Genomic DNA, 14,906 nt, shown 5'->3' with positions numbered 1-14,906 from the left:
CATGCCATTGTCGATGAACCGCGATGTTTTCATCACCGCAGCCGTCACCGGATCGGGTGGGACGCAGGATCGCAGCCCGCATGTGCCGCGCAGCCCGGAACAGATTGCCAATTCTGCCATTGATGCGGCCAAGGCCGGGGCGGCAGTGGTGCATTGCCATGTGCGCGATCCCGAAACCGGGGCGCCCAGCCGGGATCTGGGGCTCTACCGGGAAGTGACCGATCGGATCCGCGATGCGGAGGTAGATGTGGTTTTGAACCTCACCGCGGGCATGGGCGGCGATATGGTCTTTGGCCCGACCGAGGCGCCACTGCCGGTGAACCCCGCCGGCACCGACATGGTTGGCGCAACCGAACGTATGGCGCATGTCGCTGAATGTCTGCCTGAGATCTGCACCCTGGACTGCGGCACAATGAACTTTGCCGAGGCTGATTACGTCATGACCAACACGCCGGGCATGCTGCGGGCGATGGGCCAGATGATGACCGATCTGGGCGTGAAGCCCGAGATTGAGGCCTTTGACACCGGTCATCTGTGGTTTGCCAAGGAACTGGTGAAGGAGGGCGTGCTGGCGCCTGACGCCTTGGTGCAGCTGTGCATGGGGGTGCCGTGGGGTGCGCCGAATGACCTCAATACCTTCATGGCGATGGTCAACAACGTGCCCTCCGACTGGAACTGGTCGGCCTTCTCACTGGGGCGGGACCAGATGGCCTATGTGGCCGCTTCGGTGCTGGCGGGCGGTAATGTGCGCGTCGGGCTGGAGGATAACCTGTGGCTCGACAAAGGGGTGCTGGCGACCAATGCGCAGTTGGTTGAACGGGCTGTGACCATCATTGAAAACATGGGCGCCAAGGTGATCGGTCCCGCCGCCGTGCGCGAACGTTTGGGGCTGGTCAAACGCGCGCCTGTGGCCAAAGGCGCCGGCTGATGGCGCAGCGCGTTGTGGTGACGGCTGGGGCGTCAGGCATTGGCCTGGCGCTGGCCGAACGGTTTCTGGCAGAGGGGGCTGAGGTTGCGGTCTGTGACGTCGACCCGCAGGCCGTCGCCCGCTTTGCGGAGGCCTACCCGGACTGTCTGGCGATGGTGGCCGATGTGACCTCATCAGCGCAGATGGCGGCGTTTCTGGATGCGGTGGAGGTGCGCTGGCGCGGGGTGGATGTGGTCTGTGCCAATGCTGGCACGGGGGGGCCCGTCGGTCCAATTGAGACCCTGCATTATGCCGAATGGCAGCGCTGCCTGTCGGTCAATCTGGATGGCGCCTTTCTGATCTGTCGCTGGGCCGCACGGCTGATGCGGGCGCAGGGCAGTGGCGTGATCCTCATCACTTCATCTACCGCCGGATTGTTCGGCTACCCGATGCGCAGCCCCTATGCGGTGGCGAAATGGGGGCTGATCGGATTGACCAAAACCCTGGCGATGGAACTGGGGCCGGTGGGTGTGCGGGTGAACGCGATTTGCCCCGGCTCGGTCGAGGGGCCGCGGATGGACTGGGTGGTTGCCAATGAGGCCTCCCAGCGTGGCCTCAGCGCCGAGGAGGTCCGCGCCACCCATGTGGCCAACACATCAATGAAAACCTGGGTGGAGCCCAGTGAAATTGCGGACACCGCTGTGTTTTTGGCCTCGCCTGCGGCGGCCAAGATCTCGGGCCAGGTGCTGTCCGTGGATGGACATACAGAAGGATTGTTTCAATGAGTGTAAAGTCTGCGCGTGAAAAGGCAGCGATCATTGGCGGTGGTGTTATCGGCGGCGGCTGGGCGGCGCGCTTCCTGCTCAACGGCTGGGACGTTGCGGTCTATGACCCGGATCCCGAAGCGGAGCGTAAAATTGGCGAAGTGCTGGACAACGCCCGCCGTGCGCTGCCCGCGCTTTATGACAAACCCCTGCCGCCTGAGGGCGCTCTGACGTTTCACGATGATCTGGCCACTGCGCTGGACGGCGCCGCTTGGGTACAGGAAAGCGTACCGGAACGGTTGGATCTGAAACATCGCATCCATGCGGATCTGACGGCGCTGGCCCCGGCAGAGGCGGTGATCGGCTCCTCCACCTCGGGCTTCAAACCGTCGGAACTGAACGCAAAGGGTGCGCGTGCGATTGTCGCCCATCCGTTCAACCCGGTCTACCTGCTGCCGTTGATCGAACTGGTGGGCGATGCTGAAGACTGTGACCGCGCGGCCGAGATCCTGCGTTCGGTTGGGCTCTACCCGCTGAAGGTCCGCAAGGAGATTGATGCCCATATCGCCGACCGCTTCCTTGAAGCTGTCTGGCGCGAGGCGCTGTGGCTGGTGAAAGACGGCATCGCCACCACCGAGGAAATCGATGAAGCGATCCGCATGGGTTTTGGCCTGCGCTGGGCGCAGATGGGGCTGTTTGAAACCTACCGGATTGCCGGGGGTGAGGCGGGCATGAAACATTTCATGGCGCAGTTTGGCCCGGCGCTGGAATGGCCCTGGACCAAACTGATGGATGTGCCTGAGTTCACCGACGAACTGGTGGATCTGATTGCCGGACAGTCCGATGCGCAATCCGGTCACCTGTCGATCCGTCAGCTGGAACGCCTGCGCGATGACAACCTGGTCGGCATGATGCGCAGCCTGAAACAATCCGGCAGCGGGGCGGGCGGGGTGATCTGCGCCCATGAGGCCCAGCTGGAGGTGCCGCAGACCGGGGATCTACCGGTGACGCTGGACATTCAGGTGCCGCAAACCTGGACGGATTACAACGGCCATATGAACGAAACCCATTATCTGGAGGCCGGCGCCAAAGCCAGCGACCGCTTTATGGAGATGATCGGCGCAGATGCTGATTACATCGCCGGTGGCCTCAGCTACTTCACCGCTGAAAGCCATGTGCGCTATCTGGATGAAACCCATCAGGGCGCGCGTCTGCAGGTGCAGACACAGGTTCTGGCGGGGCAGGGTAAGAAGCTGCATCTGTTCCATATGCTCAGGTCCGGCGATCAGCTGGTGGCAACGGTGGAAACCCTGCTGCTGCATGTGGACCTGAAAACCCGCCGCTCCTGCCCCCCGGCGGAGGCCGTGGAGGCGCAGCTGCTGGCCTTTGCCAGCGCCCATGCAAAACTGCCCACACCAGAGGGTGTTGGCCGCGCGGTCGGGCAGCGGCCCTGACGCCCTGAGGTTGGGGGCGGCTGGCGGGTGGCTTGACATTGCCCGCGCCAGCCGCCCTTTTTGCACCCAAACCGCAGGAGGGTGTGATGACCGATAGATTTACCGATGAACTTGAGGACCGTCTGGTCCGCTACGCCGCGATTGACAGCCAAAGCGATGCCGACAGCCCCAGCGCCCCCAGCACTGCGATCCAATATGACGTGCTGCGCCTGCTGGAACAGGAGCTAAACATGATCGGCGCGGCGGATGTGGAACTGACCGAATACGGCGTGGTTCTGGCCACCGTGCCGGGCAACGTTGAGGGGCCGACCGTTGGCTTTCTGGCCCATGTCGACACCGCGCCGCAGTTCAATGCCACGGATGTGAAACCCCGTGTGATCAAGGGCTACAACGGTGGCGATATCACCTTCCCCGATGATCCCACGCTGGTCCTGTCGCCTGCGGAATATCCCTATCTGGCGACCAAACAGGGTGATGATATCATCACCGCCTCGGGTCTGACGTTGCTGGGTGCGGATGACAAGGCCGGTGTGGCCATCATCATGACCATGGCGCGCCACCTGCTGGAAAACCCGGACATCAAGCGACCCACATTGCGCATCGCCTTCACCCCGGACGAAGAGATTGGCCGCGGCGTCGGGCAGGAGTTGCCCAAGGACCTGAAAGCCGATTTTGCCTATACGCTGGATGGCGGTCAGGTGGGGGAGATCGAATATGAAAGCTTCTCGGCCGATGGGGCGGTTGTGACCGTCAAAGGCGTGTCGATCCACCCCGGTCTGGCGAAGGAGAAAATGGTCAATGCGATCCATCTTGCCTCCAAGATCGTGCAGACCTTGCCGCAGGCAACAATGACGCCGGAAACCACCGATGAACGCGAAGGTTTCATCCATGCCACGGATATGGTGGGCGGATCGTCAGAGATGGTGATCAACTTCATCCTGCGCGATTTTGAGTTGGATGGGCTGGAAGCCAAAGGTGAATTGCTGCGCAAAACCTGTGAGGCGGTGCAGCTGTCTGAACCGCGCGCCGAGATCACGGTGGAGATCCAGCCGCAGTATCGCAACATGCGCTATTGGCTGGAAAACGATATGACCCCAGTCGAACTGGCCCGCGATGCCAGCCGCGCCCATGGGATCGAACCGGTTTCTGTGCCGATCCGTGGTGGCACCGATGGCTCCCGCCTGACGGAATTTGGTGTGCCGACGCCCAACATCTTCACCGGGATGCAGAACATCCACGGCCCGTTGGAATGGGTGTCGGTTCAGGACATGGCCAAAGCGACCGAGGTCTGCCTGACACTGGCGCAAAAGGCGGCGAAGTAACGCGCAAGCCCAAGGGCGCGGCAGCTTCGGCTGCCGCCCAGCACCTAACGCGGCACGCGCTGGATCAGCTTTGGCGAAACCCCGTAGGCGCGCCGGAAGGCCGTGGCGAAATTGGCGGGGGAGGTATAGCCCGCCATAAAGGCCGCCATGGCGATGCTGACACCATCTTCACTCAGCGCTTTATGGGCGCGTTGCAGTCGGGCTTCGCGCAGGAAATCGGCGATGGTGACGCCAAAACGGCGTTTGAAATGGCGCTGCAGCGAACGGCGGTTGAGGTTCATGTGAGCCTCCAGCGCCTCCAGCGGGTTTTGGTTTTCCAGCTGTGACAGCAGGAACAGCCGGATTTGTTCGGCGATTGCGTCACCGGGGCGGCTGTTGTCCTGTCCCACCTCCTCCAGCACGCGGCGCAGGATCTCCAGCCCGGCAGACATCCGATACAGGCTGGTCTGCCAGGGATCACCATTTGGCGGCGGCAGGATGATCTGGGTCGACAGGCGGATCAGGTCCTTGCTGGGCTGCCACTGCTGTAGGCTAAGATCACCGTCATCATGGCTGAAGGGCAGGGGGCTGTCCTGCGGCAGGGTGCTTTCGGAGAAACTGTTGAACCAGTCCAGATCGGTGGTCAGCGCCAGTTTGCGGTAGGGATGGCCGGAACTGGCCAGATGGCGCAACGTGCCCCGGGCCCGCAGGTGAAAGAACATCGCCGCCGGATGGTCGGTTGCATCCAGCTCCACCTCACGCTCATTGACGGCAAACTTGTGATACCCGTTCAGCAGAACCAGCACTTTGAACTTGGGGTTTAACGGCTGGGGCGCGCGGTCCACGACGGTGGATTTATTGGCATCCAGCACGCCAATGCGCAGGTTTCCGGGGTATGTATGTATCGTCATCGCGCTGCCCGGGCGCGGCAAACGGCGCCCGTCCTATTCTTGTGTCGGTTTCCCAAAGACATGAGTCGCGCTGGCAAAGAGGCGGGCTATGGACCCCATGTGTGCCCTCTTCATAAGTTCCCCGACAGAAAGACTCAACTAAAGACACCGGGCGGGTCCCGGTCTGGGGAACAGGACATCATGAAAACATCCGAGACATTCTTGGCGGCCCGCCGGGCCTCGCTCCTTCTGGCTGGGCTTTTGGGAACCACGGCGCTGTTCAGCCCGGCCCAGGCCCAGGAGGCGCTGGAACTTGACGAAGTGGTGCTGGAAAGCGCTGAGGCGCAAGAGGCCAGCGGCGACGGCGCGGTGAGAGGCTATGTCCCCAGCCAGTCCCGCGCCGCAACCCGCAGCGCAACACCGCTGGCGAAAACGCCGGTGACCGTCAATGTGGTTGGCAGCGAACAGATGGCGCAGCAGGGCGCCAACTCGGTGGCCGAGGCGCTGCGCTATGTGCCAAACGTTCAGGCGGAGTACCGGGGCACGTCGAACTTCCACGATGAGGTCATGATCCGTGGCTTCACCGCCTATTCCGGCAAATCGCTGGACGGCATGATTTTTGGCGGTTCTTCTAACGGTCAGATCGATCCGCTGCTGCTGGACCGTGTCGAAGTGGTGAAAGGCCCGGCCTCTGTCACCTATGGTCAGGTGGCCCCCGGTGGTCAGATCAACCAGTCGCTGAAGACCCCGACCGGTCAGGACCGCAAATACATGGAACTGGGCTTTGGCACGCAGGATTACCTGAGTGTGAACGGTGATTTCGAGGGCAGCCTGTCCGCCGACGGTTCGCTGCGCTACCGCGTGGCCGGTGCAGCCTGGCAGAAAACCTTCGAAGGTGGGCTGGACCAGAACCGGTTTGCCCTGGCCCCGACGCTGGAGTGGTCGCTGGGCGAAGACACCAAAGTGACTGTTTCGGCGATCTACCAGCGTGATCCGGAGGCGGGCTACCGTAACCACCAGTCGCTGGAAGGTATCCTGGAGCCGACCAGCTCGGGCCTTTATTACCCGGACAACTTCACCTCCTACGCGCCAGCCTTTGATGAGGCGGATCGCACCACCAAATCGCTGGGCTATGAGATCGAGCACCGCTTTGAAAACGGCATCCAGCTGGTTCACAAGGCCCGCGTCAACGCAATTGACCTCTACCACAAAGGCGTTTCGGCCGATCGCGTCACCGCGGATGGCAACGGTGTGGATCTGTTTGCCTTTGAGGCGACGGATTCGACCAAACAGTTCACCGCTGACACCTATCTGACTGGCGAAGCGCAGACCGGTTCTGTGTCGCACAACTGGGTTGCTGGTTTTGATCTGCAGAAAACCGAAGTGCAGGACACCTATGGCCGCCTCTTCGGAGTTGGGACCTATGATCTGGTCAACGGCACCTCGCCCGATCTCAGCAGCGTTGTGATCCCGCAGATGTGGGATGACACCACCACGCTGGAACAGGCCGGCGTCTATGTGCAGAACCAGATGGAAATGGGCCGCTGGTCGGCGCTGCTTGGTCTGCGTCACGACTGGACGGAAACCCGCAACGGCCCGACCGATGGCTCTGCGGCTGATACGGTCTACACCGATCAAGCCACCACGGGCCGCGCTGCGCTGTCTTATGAGATTGCCGAAGGCACCATGGCCTACGCCAGCTTCTCAACCTCCTTCACCCCGGTTATCCGCACCGACAGCGGTGGCAACCCGGTGTTTGAACCGGAAACCGCAGAACAGTGGGAAGTGGGGGCCAAATGGACCTCGGCCGATGGTCGTCTGCAGGCCACCGCAGCGGCGTTCCAGATCGAACAGGACGGCGTGATGGAGTTTGTATCCGGTGTGGGCTGGGCCCAGGTCGGCAAGCTGAAGTCCGAAGGCTATGAGCTGGAACTGCGCGGGGATCTGAACGACCAGCTGTCGCTGATGGCCAGCTACGCCAAGGTCGATCCGCGCTATCAGGAAGGCCCCAATGCCGGCAATCAGCAGCAGCGTGTGCCGTTTGAAACCGCCGCCCTGTGGATGAACTATGCGCCGATGGACGGTCTGACCCTGTCGCTGGGGGCCCGTCATCAGGGCAAATCCTGGGCTGGTGCCTCAAACAGCCTGTCCGTGCCCTCTGTCACGCTGGTTGATTTCGGTCTGAGCGCAGACATCGGCGCGCTGACAGGCAGCTATGACGGTCTGACCGCACGTCTGTCGGTGACCAACCTGGCCGACAAACAATTTGTCGCCTCCTGTGCCAATGACCGTGTGTGCTGGCGCGGCGAAGGCCGGGTGATCTCGGCGAGCCTTGGCTATGAATGGTAAGGCCCTATTGGGAGTTGCGGCGATGATCGCCTCATTGAACAGCGGTGCGGGGGCAGAGACAGCCCCCCGCCATCAAGCGCAGCATCCTGCCCCTCAGGTGCTGGCCGCAGGGGAAAGCATCCGCTTTCCCCTGTCGCTGCGTTCAGGGGATTACATTGCCGGGCAGGTCCGCGCGGTTGGGCCTGCGGGCCCGTTTCTGTTGCAACTGCAGGATGGCGATGGCCAGATGCTGCGCCAGTTTGAGGTCGGGCCCAGCGGCGCGGCGCGGGTGTTTTTTGTTGCGGGCAGCGATGATGAACATCTGGTGGCAGTCAGCCAAGGCACGGCACCGGCCACGTTGGTCTGGCAGCAGATGCATCATATTCCCGCTGCGGATCAGACAGGGCGGCCTGTGACACTGGACAGCCCCAAGTTAAGCGCCTTGCAGGCTGCGATTGCCGCAGGGCAAGGGGTGCAGCAGGCGATCGATCAGTTCTGGCAGGACCGCAGTGCCGAAGGCACCCCGATGTTGGAGCCGTCAGAGCGGCCCGGCCATCAGCTGGTCACCTTCCTGTGGCGGGGGGCAACCAAGAATGTCCGCCTCTGGGGTGGGCCATCGCATGATCACACCTGGATGCAGCAGCTCAGCGGCAGCGATATCTGGTACGCCAGCTTTGAAGTGCCGGATACGGCGCGGTTGAGCTATGGGTTTGCGCCCGATGTGCCGCAGTTTGACGGCGGGGCGCGGGACAACCGCGTGGCGCTTCTGGCGACCCTGCAGGCGGATCCGCTGAACCGTCATCCTCTCTATCCTGAGGCCACGGATCCTTTTGCGCAGCGCTCGCAGCTGGTTCTGGCGGCCGCACCGGATCAGCCGGGCATGGTGGGGCCGCTCCCCGCCGTGCGTGGCACGGTGCAGCGGCAGATGGTGACCTCAGCCCTTTTGGGCAACAGCCGCGCGGTGGATGTTTACACGCCGCCGGGGTTCGATCCGGCGGATCCAGACACCAAGCTGCTGGTGCTGTTTGATGGTCCCAGCTATCAGGACGCTCGCGCGCCGGTGCCGGATATTCTGGACCGGTTGATCACCAGCGGGCAGCTGCCGCCTGTTGTGGCCTTGCTGGTCGATCCGATTGATGGGGCGCACCGCGCACGTGAACTGCCGTGCAACGTAACCTTCAATCGCTTCATCACCGAGGAGCTGATCCCCGGTCAGGAAGCACAGCTGGGCCTCAGCCTGAGTGCGGCTGATCGGGTCGTCTCTGGCTCCTCCTTCGGCGGGTTGGCGTCGATCTGCCTGCTGCAGGAACAGGCGTCTGTGGTTGGCAACGCTGTTGCCATGTCGCCGTCGCTTTGGTGGGCGCCGCCGGGGCATGTGCCAGCGGCGGCGGGTCGTCCCTATGTGATCGAACGCTGGATGCAGGACAGCCCGGCTGGCGTGCACCTTTGGATGTCGGCCGGCACCTATGAGGTAGGTCGCCGCCCCGGTGAGGTGTCGATTCTGGAGCCCAGCCGCACGCTGCGCGATGTCATGGCGCTGCGGCCAGAGGTCCAGCTGACCTACCGCGAATATGTTGGCGGTCATGACTATCTGGTCTGGCGCGGGGCCTTGGCCGAAGGGTTGCTGGCGTTGTTTGGACGCTAAAGGCCAACAGAAATAGGGCTGGCGCGGCGAAATCCGCGCCACCCAGTGCTGCGGGCAAGAAGCTGCCTGCTGTCGTGCAGTCAAAGCCTCTCGTCGCTGGTGAAAACTTGACAAAAAGGCTCGGATTGCATAGGCAGTCGCCCAGCCGCGCATTAAAACCAAAGGTGGTTTTGTGAGTAAGCCAAAATGTCAGCCGCCGCACCGGGTGGGGGCCTGTGACAAACCGTTGTCATTCCCCGGATTTCATGGTGCTGCGTAACTTCGGACGCATTTATGTCTGCAAAGAATTTTGGCGCGACCTCTGTTGGACTGGTTGTAGGGTTTCTGGCGTTTTCCGGCGCTGCATTGGCGCAGGAGAGCGCGACCCCAACGGCCCCTGCGATGCCCGCAGCCCCCGCAATCACCCCGCCTGCTGCGGATCTGAACACCGCAGCGCCGCAGGTGCAGGCCACTGTTGAGGCGGTTGAAGCCGTTGCGACGGATGAAGCGCCCGCAAATGCCGCCGCAGCCACCGAAACAGCGGTCACCGAAACCGCAACCGACGTGACCGCCGCGGAAGGCACCGCTGAGGGCACCGTTGCTGAAGGCGCCGCATCTGAGGCGACAACCGACGGGACCGAGGGTGAGGTGGCCGCTGATGCCACCGCGACAGCCGAGGTAACAGACGCCGCAGAGGCCCCTGAGGCAGAGCCCGTCCCCCCGACACAGGTTCAGGCGGTCTTTGACGGGCTGCGCAGCACCTTGCCGGAATCGCTGCACGAAAGCAGCTATCAGGCGCAGGATGCCACTGAAGCTGCCAGCAAGTTCCTGCGCGACGGTGGCCCGTCGATCTGGGCCATTGCCGCGCTTTCTGTGGTCACCCTTGCCCTGATCCTGTGGAAAGTCTGGCGCCTGTTGCTGCTGGGCGCATGGTCGCGCGGCAGCGCCCATAAAGCGGTCGCCGCCTGGGAAGCTGGCGATGCACAGCGGGCATTGTCGATTGTGGCAAAACGTCGTGGCCTGCGTTCGCGCGTAGTGGCCGCAGCGATCCGCGCCCGCATGGACCTGCCTGAGGCAGCCGCCCGTGAAGAAACCACCCGGGTTGCAAAACTGCAGCTGGCCGGGGCTGGCACTGGTTTGCGGGCGCTGGAGCTGATTGCCTCCATCGCGCCTCTCTTGGGTCTGCTGGGCACGGTTCTGGGTATGATCGCCGCCTTCCAGGCGCTGCAGGAAAGCGGCAGCCGGGCCGATCCCTCGCTGCTGGCGGGCGGTATCTGGGAAGCGCTGCTGACCACCGCTGCAGGTATGGCTGTGGCCATCCCGGCCTCGGCTGCGCTGACATGGTTCGAAGCTGTGGTCGACGGGCTGCGCCGCGATGTGGAAGATGCGGCATCGCGGATCTTCTTGGTTCAGCCGCGCTATGAGGCGGATGAAGAAGACGTTCAACCGCTGGCGGCGGAGTGATCGATGGATCTGGGACTGACATCCCGGCCCCGTCGCAGGCCCTCGCTGACACCGATGATCGACGTGGTGTTTCTGCTGCTGGTGTTTTTCATGCTGGCCTCGCGCTTTGGCATGGATCAGGTGGTGGAAATGCCGATCGCCTCGGGCGGTGGTGAAGCCTCGGGCGCGCCCAAGCTGGTGGATATCCTGCCAGAGGAACTGCGCTTGAACGGGATCAGCTTGCCGCTGGACCGTCTGGTGGCGGAGTTGAAAACGCTGGTTGAGACGCCGCAGGACACCATTGTGCTGCGCAGTCTTGATGAGGCCAACGTGCAGCGGATCATCACGGTGTCCGAGGCATTGCAGGCGGCGGGTTTCAAAGCCCTGGTTTTGGTGGAGTGACACGATGATGGACTTCCAGCCCCCCGCACGGCCGCCAAAAGCGGAATCGATTGTGCCGATGATCAACGTGGTTTTCCTGCTGTTGATCTTCTTCCTTATGACCGCGCAGATCGCCCCGCCGGAGCCTTTCGAAGTTGCCTCGCCGCAGGCGGGCAAGGCCGGCGACCCCAAAGGCGAGGTGACGCTGTACCTCAGCGCCGAAGGTTTGGCGCAGTATCAGGATCAGAGAGGTGAGGCTGCCTTTGCCGCGCTGAAGGCTGAGCTGGGTGAGATCAAAGAGGTTGTGCTGCGCGCTGATGCCAAGGCCCAGGGCGCGCGTCTGGCTGAGGTGATGGCAGAGCTGCGGCGTGCCGGCTTCAGCGCCATTGAACTGGTGGTGGAACTGAAATGAGACGGAGTGTTGAATTTGTAGGCTTTGCCGGGGTGGCCGCGTTGGTCCACCTGGCATTTTTTGCCTATGCGCCGTCGGATGATGGTGCCGATGCGGGTGGGATCGGTGGTGAGGCCATCGTGACCCTGCAGGGCGCCCCGGACAGTATCGCTGAGGTGATCGAGGAATGGACCCGGCCGCCTGAGACCCACACGCCGGATGTGGTTGAACAGCCCGATTTGATCACCGAAACGGTTGAGATGGCGCAGCTTCACATCGATGAAGCCCCCGCCGCCAAGATCAAGATCGCCGCGCTGACAACTGAGGCGCCAGAGGTCAAACGCCCGATCATTCCGCAGGCCCTGGATCTGGTAAAGCCAGAGGTGGCCCGCCCACAGGAATTGCAGGCCCCTGAGGTGCTGCAAGAGGCGGCGTTGAAACGGCCCGAAATGCAGGACCAGCCGCTGCGCCCCAAGACGCAGCCGCAGCAGATGGTGCTGGATCAGCAGATCAAAACGCCGACGGTGGAGACAACACCACCGCCCCCGCCGCCGCCAGAACCCGAGCCGGAGCCGGAACCCGAACCTGAGCCCAAACCTGAGCCAAAGCCGGAACCTGCGCCGAAACCCAAGGTGAAGCCAGAACCGAAGCCCAAGCCCAAAGCAAAGCCTTCGGATCGCAACAAGGCCGCCAGTCAGGGCTCGGTCACGCAGAAAGCGGCCGGTACCGGCGGGACGCAGCAGGCGGGCAGCAGCGGCACCTCCAAGGTTAAGGCGCTGTCCAAAGGCAAAGAGGCCAAACTGCTGACCGTCTGGGGATCGAAAATCCGCACCCGGATTGAGCGACGCAAGAAATCGCCACGCGGCGTCAAAGGGGGCGGCACCACGCATCTGAACCTGCGTGTCTCACCCGCAGGGCAACTGCTGTCAGTTTCGGTCGCGAAATCCTCGGGCAACGCCAAACTGGATCAGGCGGCGCTGTCGGCGGTGAAACGGGCTGGCAAATTCCCGAAGGCGCCTAAACAGCTGAACAAATCAAGCTATCGCTTCTCCATCCCGATCCGGATGAAGTGAGGCAGCGATCACCAAATAGAAACGGGCCTGTGGGGAACACCACTGGCCCGTTTCATTTGTAGATATGTCAGGCGGTCCCGCGCCCTGGTGTGGCCACCGCGCGCTGCGGTGGCCGGGGCGATCAGAAGCTGCGGCTGTAGGCTACCCAGATCCGGCGGCCTTCGTCGGCGACGGGGATGTTCTGACCAGCCAGCGGGGTGCCCGCCGGGTAGGTGCGCACGGCGCTGCCGGTTGGGTTCAGCTGGTAGGTGTCAAACAGGTTGTCGACGCCCAGTCCCAGTTCCCCCGCGCCCAGCGGCATCGAGGCCCGCAGGTTCACCCGGGTGGTGTCTTCGACGGTGCTGAGGCCCGCATGTTCCCGCGCGCCGGTGTAGACAATCTCACCCGCCAGATTGATGCCATTGGCCAGCATATAGTCACCATAAAGCGTTGCGGTGAACGGGCTGGAGATCCGGTTGTTCGGCAGCCAGGCATCGATCGATCCATTGTCATCGCTGTCGAATTTACCTTCGGTATAGGCGGCGATCAGGCCGATGTTCAGGTCAGCGCTGGCAGCATATTCAACGGTGACTTCCGCGCCCCAGATCTCTTCTTTCTGTTGGGTCAGCGTGTTGGTGGCCGAGTCAAAGATCGTGCCGTCATCCGAGGTCGACAGGAAGGCCGAGGCCGACAGATCCACCGCGGCACCGCTGTAGCGGGTGCCCAGTTCCAGCGTGTTCACGATCTGCGCTTTCGGCGCGATCGATGCGAAGGAAACCGTGCCACCCGGGGCAAAGGGATTTGCGCCCATGGCGCGGCGGGTGAAACTGCCGACGTCCGGCAGTGAGAAGCCCTGCGAATAGCCCGCAAAGATCTGCAGATCCTCGGTGGCGTTCCACACGCCGCCCAGATTGAACACGGTGGCATCATAAGTGAAATCACCGCCGGTCACAGCCACCGCCGGCAGCGGTACCGCCGCAACGGGTGAGATTGAGATCAGCTGCGCCGCATCGGGGCGGGTGAAATCCTCAACCGTCAGATCAAACCGCTCATAGCGCACACCTGCGGACAGCTCAAACCGGTCGCCAACAGGCAGATCCAACTGGGCGTAAGCGGCATAACTGTTCTGGGTCATCGGCGCGATCAGGTCACGGCCGTCCAGCATGGTCTGTTCCACATCATCGTGGCCCAGATCAAAGCCCCAGGTCAGCTGCGCGCCGTCGGCCCAGGCTGACAGGTCACTGCGAACGGTCGAGTTGAGGCCAAAGGTTTTGGTCTTCAGCACCGACTGGCTGTCGAGGTTCTGCACGGTCGGCGTGGCAACAGAGGTTGGATAATAGAGGGAGTTGGCAACACCCGCCTCAACCAGAGCCGCGCGGCGCAGGTTGTTGGTGGCATAGGCCTGCACCTCAACATCCCCGATCGACAGGCCGTCATTGGTCCAGGTCAGGGTCAGCGCCTGGGTCTCATCCAGCACCGGCTGCCCGGTGTAGGGGGCGGCGGTGTTCACGCTGACCGGATCGGTCAGGTAGTTGGTGTAGAAATCGATATTCTGCTGAAACTTGCTGGCATCCAGACGCAGATCCAGGGTGTTGTTGTCCCAGGCATAATCGGCGCCAAAACCCAGACGGTAGCTTTCGTTGTTATCGCCGCCGCCCTGACCAACCAGCGGGTCGCTGGACAGCTGGTTGCCATTGCCGTCATAGCGGTTGCCGATGCCTTTGGTGGACAGTTCAAACCGCAGCCCCAGATCGTTCACCCGGGTGCCGTGCGACAGGGCCAGCTCATAGCCCAGGCTGTCTTTCACGTCTTCGGTCTGGGCCGACAGGCGGGTGGTCAGCGTGGTTTCGCTGCCCTCGCCCGCATCGCGGGTGATGATGTTGATCAGGCCGCCGGTGGCACCGTTGCCAAGCTGCGCGTTGGAGCCGCGGATGACCTCAATCCGTTCAATCGCGTTGAGGTCCACCAGCCCCAGCTCACGCGAGAAGCCGCGCAATTCGCTGGTCTGGGCCACACCGTCGATCAGGACCTGAACCTTGCGGCCGCGCATGTTCTGGCTGGCCCCGGCAACGGTCCCGTTGGAGGGCGACAGGCCGGGAATGAAATCAGACAGCACCCGTTCCAGAGATTGGCCGGTGGTGGCGGCACGTTCTAGCATGGCGCGGTCGATCACCTGCACCGCGCCGGGGATGGCGCTGGCCTCGGAGTTGCTGCGATAGGAGGAGATATAGATCGTCTCCAGCTGAACGATTTCAGCGTCTGAGCGGTCTGCAGTCTGGGCTGTGGCTGCCGCAGCGGCCAACAGGGCCGGCACGCTGGTGCCAAGCCATAGAAGTGGTTTGCGTGTCATTTGTGTCCCCGATTACTTGGG

General features: G+C 62.7%; 12 protein-coding genes. 10 read left to right on the top strand and 2 right to left on the bottom strand.

Translation table 11 applies throughout. The annotated features are described in order from the left end of the window. Window position 1 precedes the first annotated feature (1 nt). The 4 genes from ACORLH_RS15730 (at window position 2) to pepT (ending at window position 4,447) form a co-directional block, all read left to right on the top strand. Window positions 2-928, top strand: coding sequence for a 3-keto-5-aminohexanoate cleavage protein (locus tag ACORLH_RS15730; protein ID WP_321829286.1), 927 nt, complete (start codon window positions 2-4; stop codon window positions 926-928). Next, complete coding sequence (locus ACORLH_RS15725) at window positions 928-1,692, top strand: SDR family oxidoreductase (RefSeq protein WP_321829285.1); 765 nt, start codon at window positions 928-930, stop codon at window positions 1,690-1,692. The genes ACORLH_RS15730 and ACORLH_RS15725 overlap by 1 nt, the downstream gene beginning before the upstream one ends. After that, a complete protein-coding gene (locus ACORLH_RS15720; protein ID WP_321829284.1) occupies window positions 1,689-3,125 on the top strand; it encodes a carnitine 3-dehydrogenase in 1,437 nt (478 codons plus the stop codon). Before ACORLH_RS15725 ends, ACORLH_RS15720 begins: the two co-directional genes overlap by 4 nt. An 86-nt stretch (window positions 3,126-3,211) precedes the next feature. Beyond that, the gene (pepT, locus tag ACORLH_RS15715; protein WP_321829283.1) at window positions 3,212-4,447 is read left to right on the top strand and encodes a peptidase T; all 1,236 of its coding nucleotides are present in this window, start codon (window positions 3,212-3,214) and stop codon (window positions 4,445-4,447) included. 44 nt (window positions 4,448-4,491) lie between these two features. On the opposite strand, the gene ACORLH_RS15710 is transcribed toward pepT, so the two are convergent. Next, entirely contained in the window at window positions 4,492-5,337 is an 846-nt protein-coding gene (locus ACORLH_RS15710) for an AraC family transcriptional regulator (RefSeq protein ID WP_321829281.1), read from the bottom strand. Window positions 5,338-5,517: 180 nt separating this feature from the next. On the opposite strand from ACORLH_RS15710, the gene ACORLH_RS15705 reads away from it, so the two are divergent. The 6 genes from ACORLH_RS15705 to ACORLH_RS15680 all read left to right on the top strand — a co-directional run bounded on the left by ACORLH_RS15705 (window position 5,518) and on the right by ACORLH_RS15680 (window position 12,556). Continuing rightward, window positions 5,518-7,665, top strand: a complete 2,148-nt coding sequence (locus tag ACORLH_RS15705) for a TonB-dependent siderophore receptor (RefSeq protein ID WP_321829280.1) — start codon at window positions 5,518-5,520, stop codon at window positions 7,663-7,665. Between the two features lie 22 nt (window positions 7,666-7,687). Further along, window positions 7,688-9,289 (top strand): enterochelin esterase domain-containing protein, encoded by a 1,602-nt coding sequence (locus ACORLH_RS15700; RefSeq protein WP_321829279.1) that lies wholly within the window; start codon window positions 7,688-7,690, stop codon window positions 9,287-9,289. A gap of 273 nt (window positions 9,290-9,562) precedes the next feature. After that, on the top strand, window positions 9,563-10,732 hold the full coding sequence (locus ACORLH_RS15695) for a MotA/TolQ/ExbB proton channel family protein (RefSeq protein WP_321829278.1): 1,170 nt from the start codon (window positions 9,563-9,565) through the stop codon (window positions 10,730-10,732). Window positions 10,733-10,735: 3 nt separating this feature from the next. Next, entirely contained in the window at window positions 10,736-11,113 is a 378-nt protein-coding gene (locus tag ACORLH_RS15690) for a biopolymer transporter ExbD (protein ID WP_321829277.1), read from the top strand. Between the two features lie 4 nt (window positions 11,114-11,117). Further along, window positions 11,118-11,504, top strand: a complete 387-nt coding sequence (locus ACORLH_RS15685) for a biopolymer transporter ExbD (RefSeq protein WP_321829276.1) — start codon at window positions 11,118-11,120, stop codon at window positions 11,502-11,504. Further along, window positions 11,501-12,556 (top strand): energy transducer TonB, encoded by a 1,056-nt coding sequence (locus ACORLH_RS15680; RefSeq protein ID WP_321829275.1) that lies wholly within the window; start codon window positions 11,501-11,503, stop codon window positions 12,554-12,556. The genes ACORLH_RS15685 and ACORLH_RS15680 overlap by 4 nt, the downstream gene beginning before the upstream one ends. Before the next feature lie 121 nt (window positions 12,557-12,677). Here ACORLH_RS15680 and ACORLH_RS15675 read toward each other — a convergent pair whose 3' ends face one another. Continuing rightward, complete coding sequence (locus ACORLH_RS15675; protein ID WP_321829274.1) at window positions 12,678-14,885, bottom strand: TonB-dependent receptor; 2,208 nt, start codon at window positions 14,883-14,885, stop codon at window positions 12,678-12,680. Between the last annotated feature and the right edge of the window lie 21 nt (window positions 14,886-14,906).

This window comes from Thalassovita sp., assembly GCF_963691685.1.
Taxonomy (GTDB): Bacteria; Pseudomonadota; Alphaproteobacteria; order Rhodobacterales; family Rhodobacteraceae; genus Thalassobius.
This window is presented reverse-complemented; position numbering and strand designations above follow the sequence as displayed.

Excerpts from the sequence above, each read along its gene's own strand:
- ACORLH_RS15685 (WP_321829276.1), top strand. The coding sequence starts at position 11,118 with ATGATGGACTTCCAGCCCCCCGCACGGCCGCCAAAAGCGGAATCGATT.
- ACORLH_RS15700 (WP_321829279.1), top strand. The coding sequence starts at position 7,688 with ATGATCGCCTCATTGAACAGCGGTGCGGGGGCAGAGACAGCCCCCCGC.
- ACORLH_RS15710 (WP_321829281.1), bottom strand. The coding sequence starts at position 5,337 with ATGACGATACATACATACCCCGGAAACCTGCGCATTGGCGTGCTGGAT.
- ACORLH_RS15705 (WP_321829280.1), top strand. The coding sequence starts at position 5,518 with ATGAAAACATCCGAGACATTCTTGGCGGCCCGCCGGGCCTCGCTCCTT.
- pepT (WP_321829283.1), top strand. The coding sequence starts at position 3,212 with ATGACCGATAGATTTACCGATGAACTTGAGGACCGTCTGGTCCGCTAC.
- ACORLH_RS15680 (WP_321829275.1), top strand. The coding sequence starts at position 11,501 with ATGAGACGGAGTGTTGAATTTGTAGGCTTTGCCGGGGTGGCCGCGTTG.
- ACORLH_RS15695 (WP_321829278.1), top strand. The coding sequence starts at position 9,563 with ATGTCTGCAAAGAATTTTGGCGCGACCTCTGTTGGACTGGTTGTAGGG.
- ACORLH_RS15675 (WP_321829274.1), bottom strand. The coding sequence starts at position 14,885 with ATGACACGCAAACCACTTCTATGGCTTGGCACCAGCGTGCCGGCCCTG.
- ACORLH_RS15725 (WP_321829285.1), top strand. The coding sequence starts at position 928 with ATGGCGCAGCGCGTTGTGGTGACGGCTGGGGCGTCAGGCATTGGCCTG.
- ACORLH_RS15690 (WP_321829277.1), top strand. The coding sequence starts at position 10,736 with ATGGATCTGGGACTGACATCCCGGCCCCGTCGCAGGCCCTCGCTGACA.
- ACORLH_RS15730 (WP_321829286.1), top strand. The coding sequence starts at position 2 with ATGCCATTGTCGATGAACCGCGATGTTTTCATCACCGCAGCCGTCACC.
- ACORLH_RS15720 (WP_321829284.1), top strand. The coding sequence starts at position 1,689 with ATGAGTGTAAAGTCTGCGCGTGAAAAGGCAGCGATCATTGGCGGTGGT.